The organism is Polymorphobacter sp. PAMC 29334 (assembly GCF_019431245.1).
GTDB lineage: Bacteria > Pseudomonadota > Alphaproteobacteria > Sphingomonadales > Sphingomonadaceae > Polymorphobacter_B > Polymorphobacter_B megasporae.
Genome location: NZ_CP080243.1, coordinates 3,308,579 through 3,324,968 on the forward strand (window position 1 = coordinate 3,308,579; position 16,390 = coordinate 3,324,968).

Annotated in this window: 18 protein-coding genes; 12 read left to right on the forward strand and 6 right to left on the reverse strand. The window is 67.4% G+C overall.

Annotated features, from left to right (window positions below; all coding sequences use genetic code 11):
- Positions 1–16: 16 nt before the first annotated feature.
- Entirely contained in the window at positions 17–1,129 is a 1,113-nt protein-coding gene (locus tag KZX46_RS19330; RefSeq protein WP_216708609.1) for a hypothetical protein, read from the reverse strand.
- Positions 1,130–1,165: 36 nt separating this feature from the next.
- A complete protein-coding gene (locus KZX46_RS19335; RefSeq protein ID WP_216708608.1) occupies positions 1,166–1,963 on the reverse strand; it encodes a 16S rRNA (uracil(1498)-N(3))-methyltransferase in 798 nt (265 codons plus the stop codon).
- A 14-nt stretch (positions 1,964–1,977) separates the two neighbouring features.
- On the opposite strand from KZX46_RS19335, the gene ubiA reads away from it, so the two are divergent.
- Positions 1,978–2,907 carry a 4-hydroxybenzoate octaprenyltransferase gene (gene ubiA / locus KZX46_RS19340; RefSeq protein WP_219775318.1) on the forward strand — a complete coding sequence of 310 codons (930 nt, stop codon included), beginning with the start codon at positions 1,978–1,980 and terminating at the stop codon, positions 2,905–2,907.
- A 102-nt stretch (positions 2,908–3,009) separates the two neighbouring features.
- Here ubiA and KZX46_RS23335 read toward each other — a convergent pair whose 3' ends face one another.
- Both KZX46_RS23335 and KZX46_RS19350 read right to left on the reverse strand, forming a co-directional pair.
- Positions 3,010–3,867 carry a cold-shock protein gene (locus KZX46_RS23335; protein WP_219775319.1) on the reverse strand — a complete coding sequence of 286 codons (858 nt, stop codon included), beginning with the start codon at positions 3,865–3,867 and terminating at the stop codon, positions 3,010–3,012.
- 170 nt (positions 3,868–4,037) lie between these two features.
- On the reverse strand, positions 4,038–4,388 hold the full coding sequence (locus tag KZX46_RS19350; protein ID WP_219775320.1) for a hypothetical protein: 351 nt from the start codon (positions 4,386–4,388) through the stop codon (positions 4,038–4,040).
- Between KZX46_RS19350 and KZX46_RS19355 the strand changes: the two genes are divergently transcribed.
- From KZX46_RS19355 to pal, 9 genes are all read left to right on the forward strand, one after another.
- Positions 4,381–4,995: a ribonuclease D gene (locus tag KZX46_RS19355; protein ID WP_216708604.1), complete on the forward strand. Its 615-nt coding sequence runs from the start codon at positions 4,381–4,383 to the stop codon at positions 4,993–4,995. The genes KZX46_RS19350 and KZX46_RS19355 overlap by 8 nt on opposite strands.
- A 13-nt stretch (positions 4,996–5,008) precedes the next feature.
- Positions 5,009–5,656: an LPS export ABC transporter periplasmic protein LptC gene (locus KZX46_RS19360; protein ID WP_219775321.1), complete on the forward strand. Its 648-nt coding sequence runs from the start codon at positions 5,009–5,011 to the stop codon at positions 5,654–5,656.
- Positions 5,653–6,180: an LptA/OstA family protein gene (locus KZX46_RS19365; protein WP_216708602.1), complete on the forward strand. Its 528-nt coding sequence runs from the start codon at positions 5,653–5,655 to the stop codon at positions 6,178–6,180. Before KZX46_RS19360 ends, KZX46_RS19365 begins: the two co-directional genes overlap by 4 nt.
- A gap of 75 nt (positions 6,181–6,255) precedes the next feature.
- Complete coding sequence (locus tag KZX46_RS19370; RefSeq protein ID WP_304610426.1) at positions 6,256–6,705, forward strand: YbgC/FadM family acyl-CoA thioesterase; 450 nt, start codon at positions 6,256–6,258, stop codon at positions 6,703–6,705.
- On the forward strand, positions 6,705–7,418 hold the full coding sequence (tolQ, locus tag KZX46_RS19375; protein ID WP_219775322.1) for a protein TolQ: 714 nt from the start codon (positions 6,705–6,707) through the stop codon (positions 7,416–7,418). Before KZX46_RS19370 ends, tolQ begins: the two co-directional genes overlap by 1 nt.
- A complete protein-coding gene (locus KZX46_RS19380; protein WP_219775323.1) occupies positions 7,418–7,852 on the forward strand; it encodes a biopolymer transporter ExbD in 435 nt (144 codons plus the stop codon). The genes tolQ and KZX46_RS19380 overlap by 1 nt, the downstream gene beginning before the upstream one ends.
- Before the next feature lie 42 nt (positions 7,853–7,894).
- On the forward strand, positions 7,895–8,734 hold the full coding sequence (locus KZX46_RS19385; RefSeq protein WP_219775324.1) for a cell envelope integrity protein TolA: 840 nt from the start codon (positions 7,895–7,897) through the stop codon (positions 8,732–8,734).
- Positions 8,735–8,907: 173 nt separating this feature from the next.
- A complete protein-coding gene (tolB, locus tag KZX46_RS19390) occupies positions 8,908–10,227 on the forward strand; it encodes a Tol-Pal system beta propeller repeat protein TolB (protein ID WP_216708597.1) in 1,320 nt (439 codons plus the stop codon).
- 45 nt (positions 10,228–10,272) lie between these two features.
- Entirely contained in the window at positions 10,273–10,824 is a 552-nt protein-coding gene (gene pal, locus KZX46_RS19395) for a peptidoglycan-associated lipoprotein Pal (RefSeq protein ID WP_219775325.1), read from the forward strand.
- Between the two features lie 154 nt (positions 10,825–10,978).
- On the opposite strand, the gene KZX46_RS19400 is transcribed toward pal, so the two are convergent.
- Positions 10,979–11,596 carry a class I SAM-dependent methyltransferase gene (locus KZX46_RS19400; protein WP_219775326.1) on the reverse strand — a complete coding sequence of 206 codons (618 nt, stop codon included), beginning with the start codon at positions 11,594–11,596 and terminating at the stop codon, positions 10,979–10,981.
- Positions 11,597–11,754: 158 nt separating this feature from the next.
- Here KZX46_RS19400 and acnA point away from each other — a divergent pair, with 158 nt between their 5' ends.
- Positions 11,755–14,463, forward strand: a complete 2,709-nt coding sequence (acnA, locus tag KZX46_RS19405; RefSeq protein WP_226896065.1) for an aconitate hydratase AcnA — start codon at positions 11,755–11,757, stop codon at positions 14,461–14,463.
- Between the two features lie 94 nt (positions 14,464–14,557).
- Positions 14,558–15,628 (forward strand): trypsin-like serine protease, encoded by a 1,071-nt coding sequence (locus KZX46_RS23070; protein ID WP_226896066.1) that lies wholly within the window; start codon positions 14,558–14,560, stop codon positions 15,626–15,628.
- Between the two features lie 34 nt (positions 15,629–15,662).
- Here the strand turns inward: KZX46_RS23070 and KZX46_RS19415 are convergent, their stop codons facing one another.
- Positions 15,663–16,310 (reverse strand): HAD family phosphatase, encoded by a 648-nt coding sequence (locus KZX46_RS19415; protein ID WP_226896067.1) that lies wholly within the window; start codon positions 16,308–16,310, stop codon positions 15,663–15,665.
- Positions 16,311–16,390: the final 80 nt, after the last annotated feature.

The following is a 16,390-nucleotide window of genomic DNA, read 5'->3' on the forward strand; positions in this document are numbered from 1 at the left end:
ACTCATCGCGATTATCCTAGCCTCGACTCTGCACGATGAGTTCTCGCAAGAATTCGGTTACGTCGCGGACGATCGCTGCGTCGGTAAGCGCGCTTACCGGGAAAGCGGGGAATCCATGCAGCGGACGCTGCGTCAACGGCCCCACGATGGCTGTTAAACGGTCGAGTAGCGTCTGGCGCGACTCCTCCGACTTGAATGGCTCGCGATTCTTGAGGTAGCCCAACGCCAGCTGGACCTGGCCGCCGCCAGTGCCGACAAGGAACATCGGGTAGATCGTTTTGCCGCGCGCCTCGAAGCTCGCGATAATCGAGGCTTGCGCCACCGACGGCTCGGCCCGCCCGCCAAGCACTCGAACTAGGTCAACGAACTGATTGGCGCCTGCGACGGCTGGTTGCCCGAACGGCGCAAGCCGCATGGCGATCCACTCATCGCACTCGATCGCGGGGGGAGCATTTCGCGCTGCCTTCGCCGCAATGCCCCGCTCGGTGTCACCGATAATACGAGGGCTGAGCGCAGTTACACCCGTCGCTGCGCTTTCGAACCAGCGAAGTTCGACTGCGCGTACGTCAGCCCTCATCTGATCATTTAGAAATTCCACGATGCGCGCGAGTTCGTTCGGAATGACGTCGGCGACAAATACGATTTTGATCCGTCCGCTGCGAAAATTGTCGTCGACTTGCGACCAGAATTTACCAGGATCGATTCCCTCGCCGAGAAAGTCAGCAAGCATTAGATCAGGCTCGCGACCATCCGCCGTGGCGGTTTTGGCGAATGCGTCGGCAATACGCCCGGCTTGCCAGTGGGCCGTCGCATTCGCAGCATAGTCGAGCATTTGCCCAACGACTTCGCGCCGAAGACGCGGATCGGCGGCACGCTTTAGTTCGACGAGAACTGGGACAGACGTTTGTGTTACGAAAAGGTGGTCGACCGACCACCGACCCGCGCCGTCGATGCTGTCAGCGATAGGTTGCTCACGGCGGACTAAGAGCAAGTCTCCGTCTTCGTCACTAATCAGTTCAGGATGCCGAGCTACCAGCGCTTGCATCGAGTCCTCGTTACGTGGTGCGGATGGCGCCATCGCGGTTAAAGCGCCGCCCGCGTCCACCATATAAATTAGACCTTTGGCCACAACCCACCCTCCGATTAATATGCCCGCTTAACGGCTTCAGGCGTCCCCTGCCACCGCCTGCCACACCCCGACCGCGACCGCGGCGGCGGTGTCGGCGCGCAGGATGCGCGGGCCGAGGCTGACCGGGACGGTTGCCGCAAGGGCGCGAATCGCGGCGCGCTCGTCGGGGGTGAAGCCGCCCTCGGGGCCGATCAGGATCGCGGCAGGCGCGCGGGTCTGCGCCAGTGTCGCGGCGAGCGGGGCACCGCCGGTCTCGTCGGCGAAGATCAGCGCGCGGTCGGACTCCCACCCGCTCAGCAGCGCGGATAGCGTCATCGGCTCGACGACAAGCGGGAGCGCGGTCCGGCCACATTGCTCCGCCGCCTCGACCATGTGGGCGCGGAGCCGGTCGAGGTTCAACTTGTCGACGATCGTCCGCGCGGTCAGCACCGGCACGAAGCGCGCGACGCCGAGCTCGCACGCCTTCTCCGCCACCCAGTCGATCCGCCCGCGCTTCAACGGCGCCGCGCACAGCCACAGGTCGGGCACCGTCTCGCGCGGCGACAGGCGTTCAACGAGGCGGACCGTCATCGCCTTGCGGTGCGGCTCGACGACGACGCCGTGCCACTCGCCCGAGCGATCGTCGAACAGCCGGATGCTGTCGCCCGCGGCGCGGCGCATCACCCCGCTCAGATAGTGACTGGCCGGCGGCGGCAGGACGATCGTGCAGCCCCCGGCGAGATCGAGGTCGACGAACAGGCGCGGGGTCGTCGACAGGCCAGTCGTCGAAAGGCCAGTCGTCGACGGGCCAGTCGTCGACGGGGACGCGGTTGACAGATCGGCGGGGTCGCTCATGGGTGGCGCGTAGCATGGGCACCCCCGACGTGAAACTCGCCGATACCGCCTCCCCCGACGCCGAACGCGCGCCATCGACGTGGGTCGACGCGCTGCCCGCGGCCGCGCGCCCGTATGCGCGACTCGCGCGCTTCGACCGTCCGATCGGGTCGTGGCTGTTGTTCTGGCCGTGCGGCTGGGGACTCGCGGCGGGCGGCGGGCTCGTCACCCACTGGTGGCTGTTGCCGCTGTTCCTGTTCGGCGCGGTGGCGATGCGCGGTGCGGGGTGCGTCTATAACGACATCGTCGACCGCGATCTCGATCGCTCGGTGGCGCGGACCCGCTCGCGGCCGATTGCGAGCGGCGCGATCTCGGTCAAGCGCGGGTGGGTGTGGCTCGTCGTGCTCGCGCTGTGTGCGTTGCCGGTGCTGCTGGCGTTGCGCCCGCTTGCGGCGGGAGTCGCGATCGGCTCGCTCGGCCTCGTCGCCGCCTATCCGTTCATGAAGCGAATCACGTGGTGGCCGCAGGCGTGGCTTGGGCTGACCTTCAACTGGGGCGTCCTCGTCGGCTGGACCGCGGTCGCCGACCCGTCGTGGGCGATGGTCGTGCTCTATGCGGCGGGGCTGTGCTGGACGCTCGGCTACGACACGATCTACGCGCTCCAAGACATCGAGGACGACGCGCTGGCCGGAATCAAGTCGAGCGCGCGTGCGCTGGGCGAGCGCGCGCGGTCGGGAATCGCGGGCTTCTACGCCGCGACGATCGCGCTGGGTGGAGCGGCGCTGTGGCTCACCCGGCCCGAACCGCTGGGATTGCTTGCGCTGCTCCCGGCCGCCGCGCACTTCGGCTGGCAGGTCGCGACGCTGAGCGACCACGACTCGGCGCGCGCGCTTCGCCTGTTCCGGAGCAACCGCGAGGCAGGCTTCCTGATTTTCGCCGCCTGCGCGTTCGTCGCGACTCGATAGAACAGTCTCGTCGGCCCGCGATTCGGACGCAGCCCGATGTGATCCGCACACACAGAAACGGGGCCGCGTTTCCGCAGCCCCGCCTTACGAAATGGTTAGTGTTTAGATCGCGGTGAGGTTGATCGCCGCCTGCTTGCCGCGACGATCGAGTTCGAGCTCGAACGACACGCGCTGGCCCTCGTCGAGGCCCGACATGCCGGCACGCTCGACCGCCGAGATGTGGACGAACGCATCCGGGCCGCCGTCTTCGCGCTGGATGAAGCCGAAGCCCTTAGTGCCGTTGAAGAACTTCACCGTGCCGTCGACGCGGCCGCCGGGAGCGGGGGCTGCGCCGCCCGATCCGCCGCCGAACTCGCGGCTCGCGCCGCCATAGCCGCCGCCGCGCGGGCCGTCGTCGCGACCACCGAAGCCGCCCGCAGCGCGGGGTTCGCGCGGGGGAGCACGGTCGGTCACCGGCATCGGCTCGCCGTCGATGACGAGATCGGTCGCCGAGACGCGGCCGTTACGCTCGGTCAGGGTGAATTCGAGCGGCTGGCCGTCGGCGAGGCCGGTCAGGCCGGCCTGCTCGACTGCCGAGATGTGGACGAACACGTCCTCGCCGCCGTCATCGCGGACGACGAAGCCGAAGCCCTTCTGGCCGTTGAAGAATTTTACGACACCCTTGGCCGTGCCGAGGTTGATCCCGGGGCCCATGTCGCGCGCCGGACGCGGGCCGCCGAAGCCGCCGCCTGCTGGGCGTCCACCGAAGCCGCCGCCGCCGCCGGCACCACCGCCGAAGCGCGGGGCACCGCCGCCGCCGCCGCCGAAGCGATCACCGCCGCCACCGCCACCGCCGAAACGGTCGCCACCACCGGCACCGCCACCGAAGCGGTCGCCGCCGCCTTCAAACTGGTCGAAACCGCGTTCACGCTTGTCGAAGCCACCACGGCCGGGGCCACGCCCGCGTTTATCAAAGCTCATCGTCGAATAGTCTTTCGTAATTGTTCGCGTTGTCGTCTATCGTTTCGGGGCTTCCCACCGGTCACGCCCGGAGCCGCACGAACGCCCGGATGCAGGACAAGCCAAGCTGCTCCAAGCGAATCCTTATACGAAATTCGCGCGCGCCGCGAGCGGTTTATAGACAACCGCCTTTAACGACCGCACGTGCGAAGTTTTGCGGCGGAGACAGCTGAAAGATAAGAAAATATATACCATTCGTCGCGTATGGATGTTATGCTGCGATGCACAATGAGGGTCGCGACATGCTCGGTCCGGTCGAAGATTTTGCCATAGAACACCTCATCGTCCTCGTGGCGGGAGGCGCTTCGTTGCTCGCGGGAATCGTCCTTCGCAGCTACGGCCGGCGGCTCGAGCGCCAGACTCGCGATCGTGGCCAGCGCATCATCAATTGACGCTGCGCTGCGGTAATGCTTGCCCGCGTAAGCAGCATCCCCGCGGGTGACTTGAGCGTCGCGCGCTGCTAGGCGGCTGCGGATGACCATCTATCTGCACGAGGGCGACCTGCCCGAAGACGTCTTCGCTCCCGGCCCAATCGCGGTCGACACCGAGACGATGGGGCTGCATCCGGCGCGCGACCGGCTGTGCCTGATCCAGCTTGCCGACGGCCACGGCGATGAACATCTCGTCCGATTCGCGGCGGGCCATTACGATGCGCCGGTGTTGAAGCGCATCCTTGCCGATCCGGCGCGGCTCAAGCTGTATCACTTCGCTCGATTCGATCTCGCGGTGATCCAGGCGTATCTCGGCGTCCGCGCCGGACCGGTGTTCTGCACCAAGATCGCGTCGAAGCTGGTCCGGACCTACACCGATCGCCACGGGCTCAAGGACCTGTTGCGCGATACGATCGGCGTCGACGTGTCGAAGGCGCAGCAATCATCGGACTGGGGCGCACCCGTCCTGAACGACGCCCAGAAGGACTATGCCGCATCGGACGTCCGTTACCTTCATCGCGCGGTCGAGGTGCTTCGCGAACGGCTGGCGCGCGAGGGGCGCACCGGGCTCGCCGAGGCGTGCTTCGACTTCCTGCCCTGGCGCGCCGACCTCGATCTCGCCGGCTGGGCCGAATCGGACATTTTCGCGCATCTATGACGGGCACCCGCCGATGACCGCGACCGCAGCGACCGCGACCGCAGTTCGCGCGCGGGCGGCGCTGCCGGGCGGCGGCTGGGACCGCTTCGTCGCGGTCGCCAAGGTCGCGCTGCCCGCGGCGGCGTTCGTCCTGATGGCGACGATCATCATCTGGCCGCTGACCTCGGCGCGCGAATTCTCGTTCCTGCTGGCCAAGGACAAGGTCGCGATGTCGAAGGAGCGGTTGCGGACCGACAATGCGATGTATCGCGGCCTGACGGCGAACAACCAGCCGTTCGAAATCCGCGCGGGCAACGCAGTGCAGCGGTCGTCGGCGGTGCCGGTGATCGAGCTCAGCCGACTGTCGGCCGACGTCACCCTCGACGACGGTCCTGCCCGCGTCACCGCGCCATCGGGACGTTACGAGATCGACCACGACCTGCTCGTCATCGCCGGACCGGTGCGGATGGACAGCACAGCAGGCTATACGCTCAACGGCGCCGACGTTCGTGTCAGCCTGCTCGACCAGACCGTCGCGAGCGACCTGCCGGTCACCGGCACCCTCCCGCTCGGCAATTTTCGCGGCAACAACCTGCGCGCCGACATCGGCGGCAAGCGTGTCACGCTCGGCGGCGGCACCCACTTGCACATCGTCCCCGCTTCCCACAGGAAAGCCGCATGAAGCGTTTCGCGTTGATTCTGGCACTCGTCGCGGCCCCGCTCGCGGCGCAAAGCGCGCTCAAGGGCCATAATGCCGACGCGCCGATCGATGTCGACGCCAAGGCGATCGATGTTCTCGACGCCAACGGCAAGGCGATCTTCAACGGCGATGTCCGCATCACCCAGGGCGACATGAAGCTCAATGCCGACACGGTGACAGTGTTCTACAGCCGCTCGAAAAAGGGTGGCAGCCCCGAGATCGAGCGCCTCGATGCGCAGAACAACGTCAAGCTCGTCACCCCGAGCGAGACCGCAACCGGGCGCTACGGCATCTACGACGTCTCGCAAAAGACCATCACCCTCGTCGGCGGCGTGACGCTGACCCACGGCGAGTCGGTCCTCCACGGCCAGCGCTTAGCGATCGACCTCGAGACCGGGCGTTCGAAGCTCGATGGGGCCGGCACCGCCGCCGCCCCCGGCCAGCCCGCGACGACCGGCGGCCGCGTCTCCGGCCGCTTCGTCGTTCCGCAGCGTAACTCGAAATAGCGCGGGGACCATCCGTGCCGCCGATGCGGCAGGGCGACTAGCCGCGTCGTCGCCCCTCGCCTACACGCTGTCGGCATGACCCTCCCCTCCACAGGCAGCTTCGAGCGCGGGGTCCACCGCTTGCCCACACGCGTCTATTTCGAGGACACCGACCTGACCGGTATCGTCTACCACGCCAATTACCTGCGCTTCATGGAGCGCGCCCGGACCGAGATGCTCCGCGCGCTCGGGATCGAGCAGCAGGCGATGATGACGGCGGGCGACGGCTATTATTCGGTCTACGACCTGTCGGTGACGTACATGGCCCCTGCCCGGCTCGACGACGTGCTGACCGTCAAAAGCTGCGTTCTCCAGGTCCGCGCCGCGGCGACGGTGATCGGGCAGGATGTCTGGCGCGGCACGACCCAATTGACCCGCGGGCGCGTTACTGCGGCGTGGCTCGGCATGAATGGCCGCCCGCAACGGCAACCGCGCGACTGGGCGCGGCGTTTCACCGACCTGCTAACCGAGGCGACCCAAGACTGATGCCCACTGTCACCGTTCCCGGCGTCCTCGCCAAGACCGCCATCGACATGTCGCCGCTGGCGCTGTTTCTGCAGGCCGACATCGTCGTTAAGCTCGTCATGCTCGGGCTGATCGCCGCGAGCATATGGTCGTGGGCGATCATCGTCGAGCGCAGCCGGCGGCTGTCGGCGATCAACAAGCAGGCCAAGGCGTTCGAGGACTGGTTCTGGAAGTCGGACAGTCTCGACGCGCTGTATGACCCCGCTGCGAAGGCCAAGCATCCATCCGCCCGGCTGTTCGTCGCGGGTATGAACGAGTGGCGGAGGAGCATCGCGCGCGGCAAGATCGACCGCGAAGGCGTCCGCTCGCGGCTGACGTCGATCCTCGGCGTCGCGATCGCGCGCGAAATCGACGAACTCGGCGACCGGCTCAGCGTCCTCGCGACGATCGGCTCGGTCGCGCCGTTCGTCGGGCTGTTCGGCACGGTCTGGGGGATCATGCGGTCGTTCGGGGCGATCGCGGCGTCACAGAACACCTCGCTCGGCGTCGTTGCTCCCGGGATCGCCGAGGCGCTGTTCGCCACCGCGCTCGGACTGTTCGCGGCAATCCCGGCGGTGATCGGCTATAACCGCCTGCTCCACGGCCTCGGCCGGCTCGAGGCGCGGCTGTCGGCGTTCGCCGAGGAGTTCCACGGCCTGCTGTCACGGCAGCTCGACGGCATGGAAGAACGCTGATGGCGATGGGGATGCAATCCCGTCGCGGCCGCCGCGCGCCGATGGCCGAGATCAACGTCACGCCGATGGTCGACGTCATGCTCGTCCTGCTGATCATCTTCATGGTCACCGCGCCGCTGCTCGTCACCGGCGTGCCGGTCGACCTGCCCGACAGCAAGGCGAGCGCGCTCAAGGCCGACGACAAGCCGATCCAGATTTCGCTCGACGGCACCGGCGCGGTGTTCATCGACGACGCGACGATCCCGCCCGACACGCTCGCTGCGAAGCTCACCGCGATACACGACGCGCGTACGGACGATCCGCGCGTCTATGTCCGCGCTGCGCGGACGCTCGACTATGGCCGTGTGATGACGGTGGTCGGCGAGGTCTCGGCGGCGGGGTTCCGCAAGGTCGCGCTGGTCAGCGCGCCCGCCCCCGCACCGAAACGGAAATGACGGCACGCGAGTCGGCTCGATGACCGAACGCGGGAACTCGCGATGACGGAACGCCAGTCGCTCGTCGTCGTCGGGCTCGCGCATCTTATCCTGCTCGCGGTCCTGTCGCTCGCGCTGACGTCGGTGACGCCGCCGCTGCCCGCCGAGGACCCGATCCCCGTCGACGTCGTCGCGCTCGCCGACGTGCCGAAGATTCCGACCCCGCCCAAGCCGTCGAAGGCCGCCGCGCCCGAAAAGACCGTCGAGGCGACCGCGCCGCCGGATCCGACTCCGCCGACACCCAAGCCCGAACCTGCGCCGACCCCCGAGCCAACGCCGGAACCGGTCAAGGAAAAGCCGAAGCCCAAGGTCGAGCCGGTCGAAAAGCCCGAGCCCAAGCCCGAAAAGCCGAAACCGGAGAAGCCGAAGCCCGAAAAGGCCAAGCCCGCGCCGAAACTGCTCGACGCCGAGGCGCTGTCGAACCTGCTCGACAAGAGCCTGCCCAAGGCGAAGGTCAAGCCGCTCGACACGTCGGCACTGGCGAAGACGATCGAGAAGGCGATGCCCAAGACCGCGCGGGTCGATCCGCGCGCGACGGCAACGCTGATCGCACTGATCCGCTCGCAGGTCGCGCCGTGCTGGAACCCGCCGATCGGCGGCGCCGACGTCAAGAAGATGACGGTGCTGCTCCACCTCGACATCAATCGCGACGGCACGATCGTCGGGCGCCCCGGCATCGTCAGCCAGACCGGAGTCACTTCCGGCAATGCCGACTACGCCCGCGCCTTCGCGGAGACCGCCCGCCGTGCGGTGCTCCGCTGCGCGCCGCTCAAGCTGCCGGCGGAATTGTACGACCAGTGGAAGGCGGTCGAGATTAATTTCGACCCGAGTGAGATGACGTGAGGCGCGCCCGAGCGCAGTGCACTGATCGCCTTCGATCCGTAAGCAGCGCGCGGAGACGCGCGAACGCGGGCGGCGGGTCGGCGGACTACCCGCCGAACCCGGCCGACGGCGCAGCTTTGCCGCGACCCCTTCTTCGCCTTCGCCCCGTCATCGAAAACGCGTAAGGAGTCCCGATGCGTACCCTCCCCCTCCTCCTCGCCCTGCTGGTCACCACCCCGGCGCTCGCGGTGATCCGCGTCGACATCAACTCCGGCACCGCCCAGCCGCTCCCCGTCGCGGTCCCCGCATTCGCCACCGCGTCGGCCGTCGCAACCGAGGCCGGGACGACCGCCGCGCTCGGGGCCCAGGTCGCGAGCGTCATCGCCGCCGACCTCGGCTCGTCGGGGCTGTTCCGCCCGCTCGACCCGGCCGCGTTCACCACCACCGTCGCCCCCGCCGACGTCACAGCGCCGCAGTTCGCGGCGTGGCGGACGATCGCGGCGCAGGCGCTGATTACCGGCAACGTCACCGCCAACCCCGACGGCGGCATCACCGTCGGCTGCTACGCCTATGACGTGTTTTCGTCGGAGGAGCTCGCGCGGCAGGGGTTCGTCACGACCGCGGCGAATTGGCGGCGCGCGGCGCATAAATGCGCCGACCTCGTCTATTCGCGGCTGACCGGCGAGAGCGGCTATTTCGACAGCCGCATCGTCTATGTCTCCGAAACCGGACCGAAGACCCACCGGATCAAGCGCCTCGCGGTGATGGACCAGGACGGCGCGGGGCACCGCTTCCTGACCAACGGCCAGTCGCTTGTGCTGACTCCGCGCTTCGCCCCGAACCAGCAGACGCTGACGTATATGTCATTCGCCAATAATCGCCCGCGGGTCTGGATCTACACGATCGGGTCGGGGCGTCAGGAGGCGATCAGCGACACCGGCAACATGAGCTCGTCACCGCGTTTCTCGCCCGACGGGTCGACACTGGTTTATTCGATCAGCCAGAACGGCACGACCGACATCTACAAAATGAACCTCGCCAGCCGCGGCGTCACCCGCCTGACGAACGGACCCGGCATCAGCACGTCGCCGAGCTATTCGCCCGACGGGTCGAAGATCGTCTTCGAGAGCGACCGCAGCGGCGGCCAGCAGGTCTATACGATGAACGCCGACGGGTCGGGCCAGCAGCGGATCAGCTTCGGCGAGGGCCGCGCCGGGACCCCGGTGTGGTCGCCGCGCGGCGACCTGATCGCCTTCACCCGCCTGACGTCGGCCAAGCACCGCATCGCCGTCATGCGCCCCGACGGCGGCGGCGAGCGGCTGTTGACCGACGCCTATCAGGACGAGGGCCCGACGTGGTCGCCGAACGGGCGCGTCATCCTGTTCTTCCGCACCGCGGCAGGACGCAGCGGCAAGGTCGATCTTCATTCGGTCGACCTGTCGGGGGCGAACGAGCGGCAGATAAAAACGCCGCTCGATGGGTCCGACCCGGCGTGGTCGCCGTTGTTGCCGTAACAAGCTTCGGCTATCGGTTCATCTTCACCGTCGAAAGGCTGCTTCATGCTGCATCGCGCATCAACCTTGGCGATCGTCGCCGTCCTCGTCGGCACCGCCGCGTGCTCGACCAAGAAGAAGGTCCTCCCGCCGCCGCCGCCGCCCGCGACTGCACCGATGGCGCCGACCATGGCACCGCCGTCGACCTCGGGCAGCGGCGACACCGGCGTCGGCACGACGAACCTCCCCGGCAGCATCGCCGACTTCAAGGCGACCAGCGGCTCGGACACCGTCCTGTTCGCCTATGACAGCTACGACGTCGACGACACCGCCAAGGCGGTCCTCGGCAAGCAGGCCGAGTGGCTGGCGCGCTATCCGAGCGTCAAGGTCACTGTCGAGGGCCACACCGACGAGCGCGGCACCCGCGAATACAACCTCGCACTCGGCGACCGCCGGGCGAGCGCCGCCAAGAACTTCCTCGCGGCGCAGGGCGTCAATTCCAGCCGCATCGCGACGATCAGCTACGGCAAGGAGCGCCCGGTCGCCGATGGCACCGACGAGGCTGCCTATGCGCAGAACCGCAGGGCGGTGACGGTCGTCGTCAGCGGCGCAAGGTAAGCCTTAGAAATCCTCCCTCGCTCTTGCGGGGGAGGGGACCGCGCCGCTTCAGGCGTGGTGGAGGGGGCGCTCCGCAACGAACCGTCCGCATGGGACTTCCCCCTCCACCATCGCGAATGGCGATGGTCTCCCTCCCCCGAAGACGGGGGAGGGATTACTTCCGCTCGATCTTATACACGCTCGCCGGCGGGGCATTGACCAGCACCGTCGAGGTACGGCTGGCCTTAAGCCCGAGCGCGTCGAGGACACTGTCGGCGACCGGGCAGCGGAAGCCGTAGGTGAACTGATACATCGCGCCGCCGGGGCGGAGCTCGCTGAATGCGGTGTCGAGGATGGCAAGGACGACGGGCTTTGGCATCGACAAGATCGGCAGGCCGCTGACGACCGCGCCGACCTTGCCCGCGCCGAACAACGGGATGTCGTGGAGCGCGCCCGCACTGCCCTCGACGATCCGCACTGCCGGGAAGCGCGTCCGCAGCAACGCCGCGAAGTCGGCCCCCGCCTCGATCATGATGAGCTGGTCGGCGGTCACCCCCGCATCGAGGATCGCCTGGGTAAAAACCCCCGTGCCGGGACCGAACTCAATCACCGGCATCGATGCGGCGCTGATCTCGGCGGTGATCGCCCGCGCGAGCGCCGGACCCGATGGCGCGATCGCCGCAACCCGCAGCGGCGCGGCGATCCACGCGCGCAGGAAGGGCAGCAGATCGGCGCGTGCCGCCTGCCGCGCCAGCTTGCTCTGTGCCTTGCGCTCGACGGCTTGGTTCGGCATCGATCGGGTCTCCGGGGACGATGCGCGGGTCGTAGCCGAAAGCGCGCGCGCGTGATAGCGGCAAGCCCGGTCAGCGGCGAGATGTGCCCGCGGACGTTGCCATGCGCGTCAACTACGCTACGACGCAGCGCAGCATCGTGATTTCAGGAGAGACGCCCGTGACCGCCGTTGGACAGGATAGCCTGAAGACCCGCCGGACGTTGACGGTCGAGGGGAAGGACTACTCTTACTATAGCCTCCCCGCCGCCGCCGAGGCCTTGGGTGACATCAGCCGCCTGCCCTTTTCGATGAAGGTGCTGTTCGAAAACCTGCTGCGCTTCGAAGACGGCGTCACCGTCACCCACGACGACCTCGCCGCGATGGTGCAATGGGCGCACGACCGCCGGTCCGACCGCGAGATCGCCTATCGTCCGGCGCGTGTGCTGATGCAGGATTTCACCGGCGTCCCCTGCGTCGTCGACCTCGCGGCGATGCGTGACGCGATGACCAAGCTTGGCGGCGACCCGGCAAAGATCAACCCGCAGGTCCCGGTCGACCTCGTCATCGACCATTCGGTGATGGTCGACGAATTCGGCACCCCGGCGGCGTTCGAGGACAATATGGACCTCGAGTACAAGCGCAACATCGAACGCTACGAGTTCCTCCGCTGGGGGTCGTCGGCGCTCAAGGGCTTCCGCGTCGTCCCGCCGGGCACCGGCATCTGCCACCAGGTCAATCTCGAATATCTCGCGAAGACCGTCTGGACGAGCGAAGCCGCCGACGGCTCGATGGTTGCCTATCCTGACACGCTCGTCGGCACCGACAGCCACACGACGATGGTCAACGGCCTCGGTGTGCTCGGCTGGGGCGTCGGCGGAATCGAAGCCGAGGCGGCGATGCTCGGCCAGCCGGTTAGCATGCTGATCCCCGAGGTCGTCGGCTTTAAGATGGAAGGCACGATGAGCGAGGGAATCACCGCGACCGACCTCGTCCTGACCGTCACCCAGATGCTCCGCGCCAAGGGCGTCGTCGGGCGCTTCGTCGAATTCTACGGCCCCGGCCTCGACGCACTGACGCTCGCCGACCGCGCGACGATCGCCAACATGGCCCCCGAATACGGCGCGACGTGCGGCTTCTTCCCGGTCGATCAGGCGACGCTCAATTATCTCAAGCTGTCGGGCCGCGACCCGCATCAGATCGAGCTCGTCGAGGCGTATTGCCGAGCGCAGGGGATGTGGCGCGACCTGACCGCCCCCGACCCGGTGTTCACCGACACGCTCCACCTCGACCTCGGCAGCGTCCAGCCGTCGCTCGCCGGTCCGCGCCGCCCGCAGGACCGAGTGCTCCTCGGCCAGGCCGACGAGGCGTTCGAGACCGAACTCGCCAGCGGCTACAAGAAGTCGGGTGACGAGAGCCACAAGCGCGTCGACGTCTCGGGGGCAGAATACCAGCTCGGCCACGGCGACGTCGTCATCGCCGCGATCACGTCGTGCACCAACACGTCGAACCCCAACGTCCTCGTCGCCGCCGGGCTCGTCGCCCGCAAGGCGCGCGCGCTCGGCCTGACGTCGAAGCCGTGGGTCAAGACCAGCCTCGCGCCGGGGTCGAAGGTCGTCACCGATTATTTCGCGGCGTCGAAGCTCCAGGACGACCTCGACTATCTCGGCTTCAACCTCGTCGGCTACGGCTGCACGACGTGCATCGGCAATTCGGGCCCGCTGCCCGAGCCGATCAGCGACGCGATCAGCAGCGGCGACCTCGTCGCGTGCAGCGTCCTGTCGGGTAACCGCAACTTCGAGGGTCGCGTCTCGCCCGACGTCCGCGCCAATTATCTCGCCTCGCCGCCACTCGTCGTCGCGTATGCGCTGATGGGGACGATGCGCAACGACATGGTCACCGACCCGATCGGCCAGACCCCCGACGGCACCAACGTCTTCCTCAAGGACATCTGGCCGACCAACCAGGAAGTCAGCGACATGGTGATGTCGAACGTCACCGCAGACATGTTCCGCGCGCGCTATTCGGACGTCTTCGCCGGCGACGAGCGCTGGCAGGCGATCAAGATCGAGGGCGGCGCCACCTACAAGTGGAACCCGGCGTCGACCTATGTCGCCAACCCGCCGTACTTCGAGGGTATGACGATGACGCCGAACGCGGTCGATGACATCGTCGCGGCGCGCCCGCTCGCAATCTTCGCCGACTCGGTCACCACCGACCACATCTCGCCCGCCGGCAACATCAAGGAAGCCTCGCCCGCCGGTCGCTATCTGAACGACCGTCAGGTCAGCCGCGCCGAATTCAACAGCTACGGCGCGCGCCGCGGCAACCACGAAGTCATGATGCGCGGCACCTTCGCCAACATCCGCATCAAGAACGAGATGGTCCCTGGCGTCGAGGGCGGCATCACCCGGATGCTAGGTGAAGGCGGCGATAACAATGGCCACGGCGCCCAGCTCGACATCTTCGACGCGGCCGAGAAGTACCGCGCCGCCGGGACGCCACTCGTCATTATCGCGGGCAAGGAATACGGTACCGGGTCGTCGCGCGACTGGGCGGCGAAGGGCACGACGTTGCTGGGGGTTCGCGCGGTGATCGCCGAAAGCTTCGAGCGCATCCACCGCTCGAACCTCGTCGGGATGGGCGTCGTTCCGCTCCAGTTCGCCGATGGCGTCGACCGCAAGACGCTCGGGCTGACCGGCGACGAGACCTTCGACATCACCGGCATGGCATCGCTGCGCCCGCGCCAGGTCGTGACGGTCGCCTTCACCCGCGGCGACGGTACCACCGGCACCTTCGACACCAAGTGCCGGATCGATACCGAGCAGGAGCTCGAGTATTTCTACGCAGGCGGCATCCTGCCGTACGTCCTGCGCAAGCTCGCCGCCTAACCCACGTACCTGTCACGGCTTCTTCGCTTGCTATCCCGTTGTTACCCAATGTAGCGGATCGTTAACGATCTTCTTGGCAGCACGGGGTGGCACGATGGGGACTTTGGCATATCTCGGCACGGCGGCACTTCTCGCGGCGGCTCAGCCTGCTTTCGCATTGAGCGCGCAAACTGCGACCGACCTCGCGAACTCGGTCGTCGCCAAGGGCCAGTATAGCGGGGTCGTCGGCGTTCAGGTCCAGACCAACGCCGGCAATGCCGGGGCGTGCACCGGGACCGTGATCGGCCGCAGCACGATCCTGACCGCCGCACACTGCCTCAACATCGACGGCTCGGGCGTGGCTCACCTGCGCGTCGTCCTGCCCGACCTGACGACGCCGCTCGGCGTGACGATCAACGCGACCGCTTTTTATGTTCCCTCGATCTACAGCGGCAGCGCATCGGGCGGCGCCGATATCGCGGTGATCAAGCTCGGGGCGAATGTTCCCGACGGCACGACGATCTATCCGCTCGACCACGGCTCGGTCGAAAGCAACCTCGGGGTCGAGATGATGGTCGGACTCGGCAACACCGGCATCGGGGCTACAGGGACGAACGTGACGACCAACGATGGGCTCAAGCGGATTGGCTACAATCAGTACGAGACGACGTTCGACCAGATCCTCGCCGCCGCCGGCTTCGGTACCACCGGGCCGACCGATGCGCTCGGCGCGCTCAAGGGCAGCGAGCTCGCGTACGACTTCGATTCCGGGCTGGCAGCGAACGATGTCTTCGGCGCGCTCGGCCTGCCCGGCCTCGGCTATGTCTCGGCTGACGGGCTGTATCACGACACGATGGCGACCGAGGGCGATTCGGGCGCGCCGCACTTCAAGGACGGCAAGATCGTCGGCGTAACCTCGTTCGGCCTCAGCTCGGCATTTCTATATGGCAGCGCGAGCGCGTGCGGGGCGGGCTTCCTCGACCCGTCGCACAGCGCGACGTCGTGCACCAATTCGAGCTTTGGCGAGATCGGCGTCGATACCCGCGTGTCGAGCTATTACGACTTCATCACGAGCCACATCACGACGCAGGTTCCCGAACCCGCGACATGGGCGATGATGATCGGCGGCTTCGGCCTGATCGGAGCGATGCAGCGTCGCCGGCGGAACACCACCGCCGCTGCATAAGCAAAGGGCAGAGCCTCGGCTCCGCCCTCTCGCATCAACGCCAGTCGACGACGCGCCACCCCCGGACCGTCGCCAGCCGCCGTAGCGCGGGCGACGGACTGACCGCGACCGGTTCGTCCGCCAGCGCGAACAGCGCCGCGTCGGAGACATGGTCCGAATAGGCGCGGACGAAGCGCTCGCCGGGGAACGCCGCCGCCACGATCGCCGCTTTCGCCGCGCCGTAGCAATTGTCCCCCGCGAGTCGCGCCCGGAGATGGTCGCCGTCCCATACCGACCCGGTCGCAATGACGCGCTCGATCCCCAGCGCCGCCGCGATCGCCCGCGCGTAAAATGCGTAGCTCGCCGTGGCGATGACGATCTCCTGGCCATCGGCACGGTCGGCGGCGAGCTGAGCCACCGCGCCCGGCATGAGCCCGCCGGCAACGACCGTCGCGGCGAATCCGGCGGCCCGCACATCGACGCGGTCACGCGGTGCAGCGTCGCCCATCAACAGGAATTGCGCGATCTCCTTGAGCCGCCCGCGCGACATCAGCCGAAGCCGAAACCCGATCCCGGCAATTCCCGCGAGCGGCAACAACCCGAGTCGCCACGGCGCTTCACGCGACGCCCAATACACCAGCCACCGCGTATAGGTCGGTGCCCGGGTGATCGTCTTGTCCATGTCATAGATCACGCGGGTCATCGTTGGCCCATGCCCAACCCCGGGTCATGACGCAACCGAACCGCTCCATCAGCGTTTGCCTCTTGCCGGGACCGTATCGA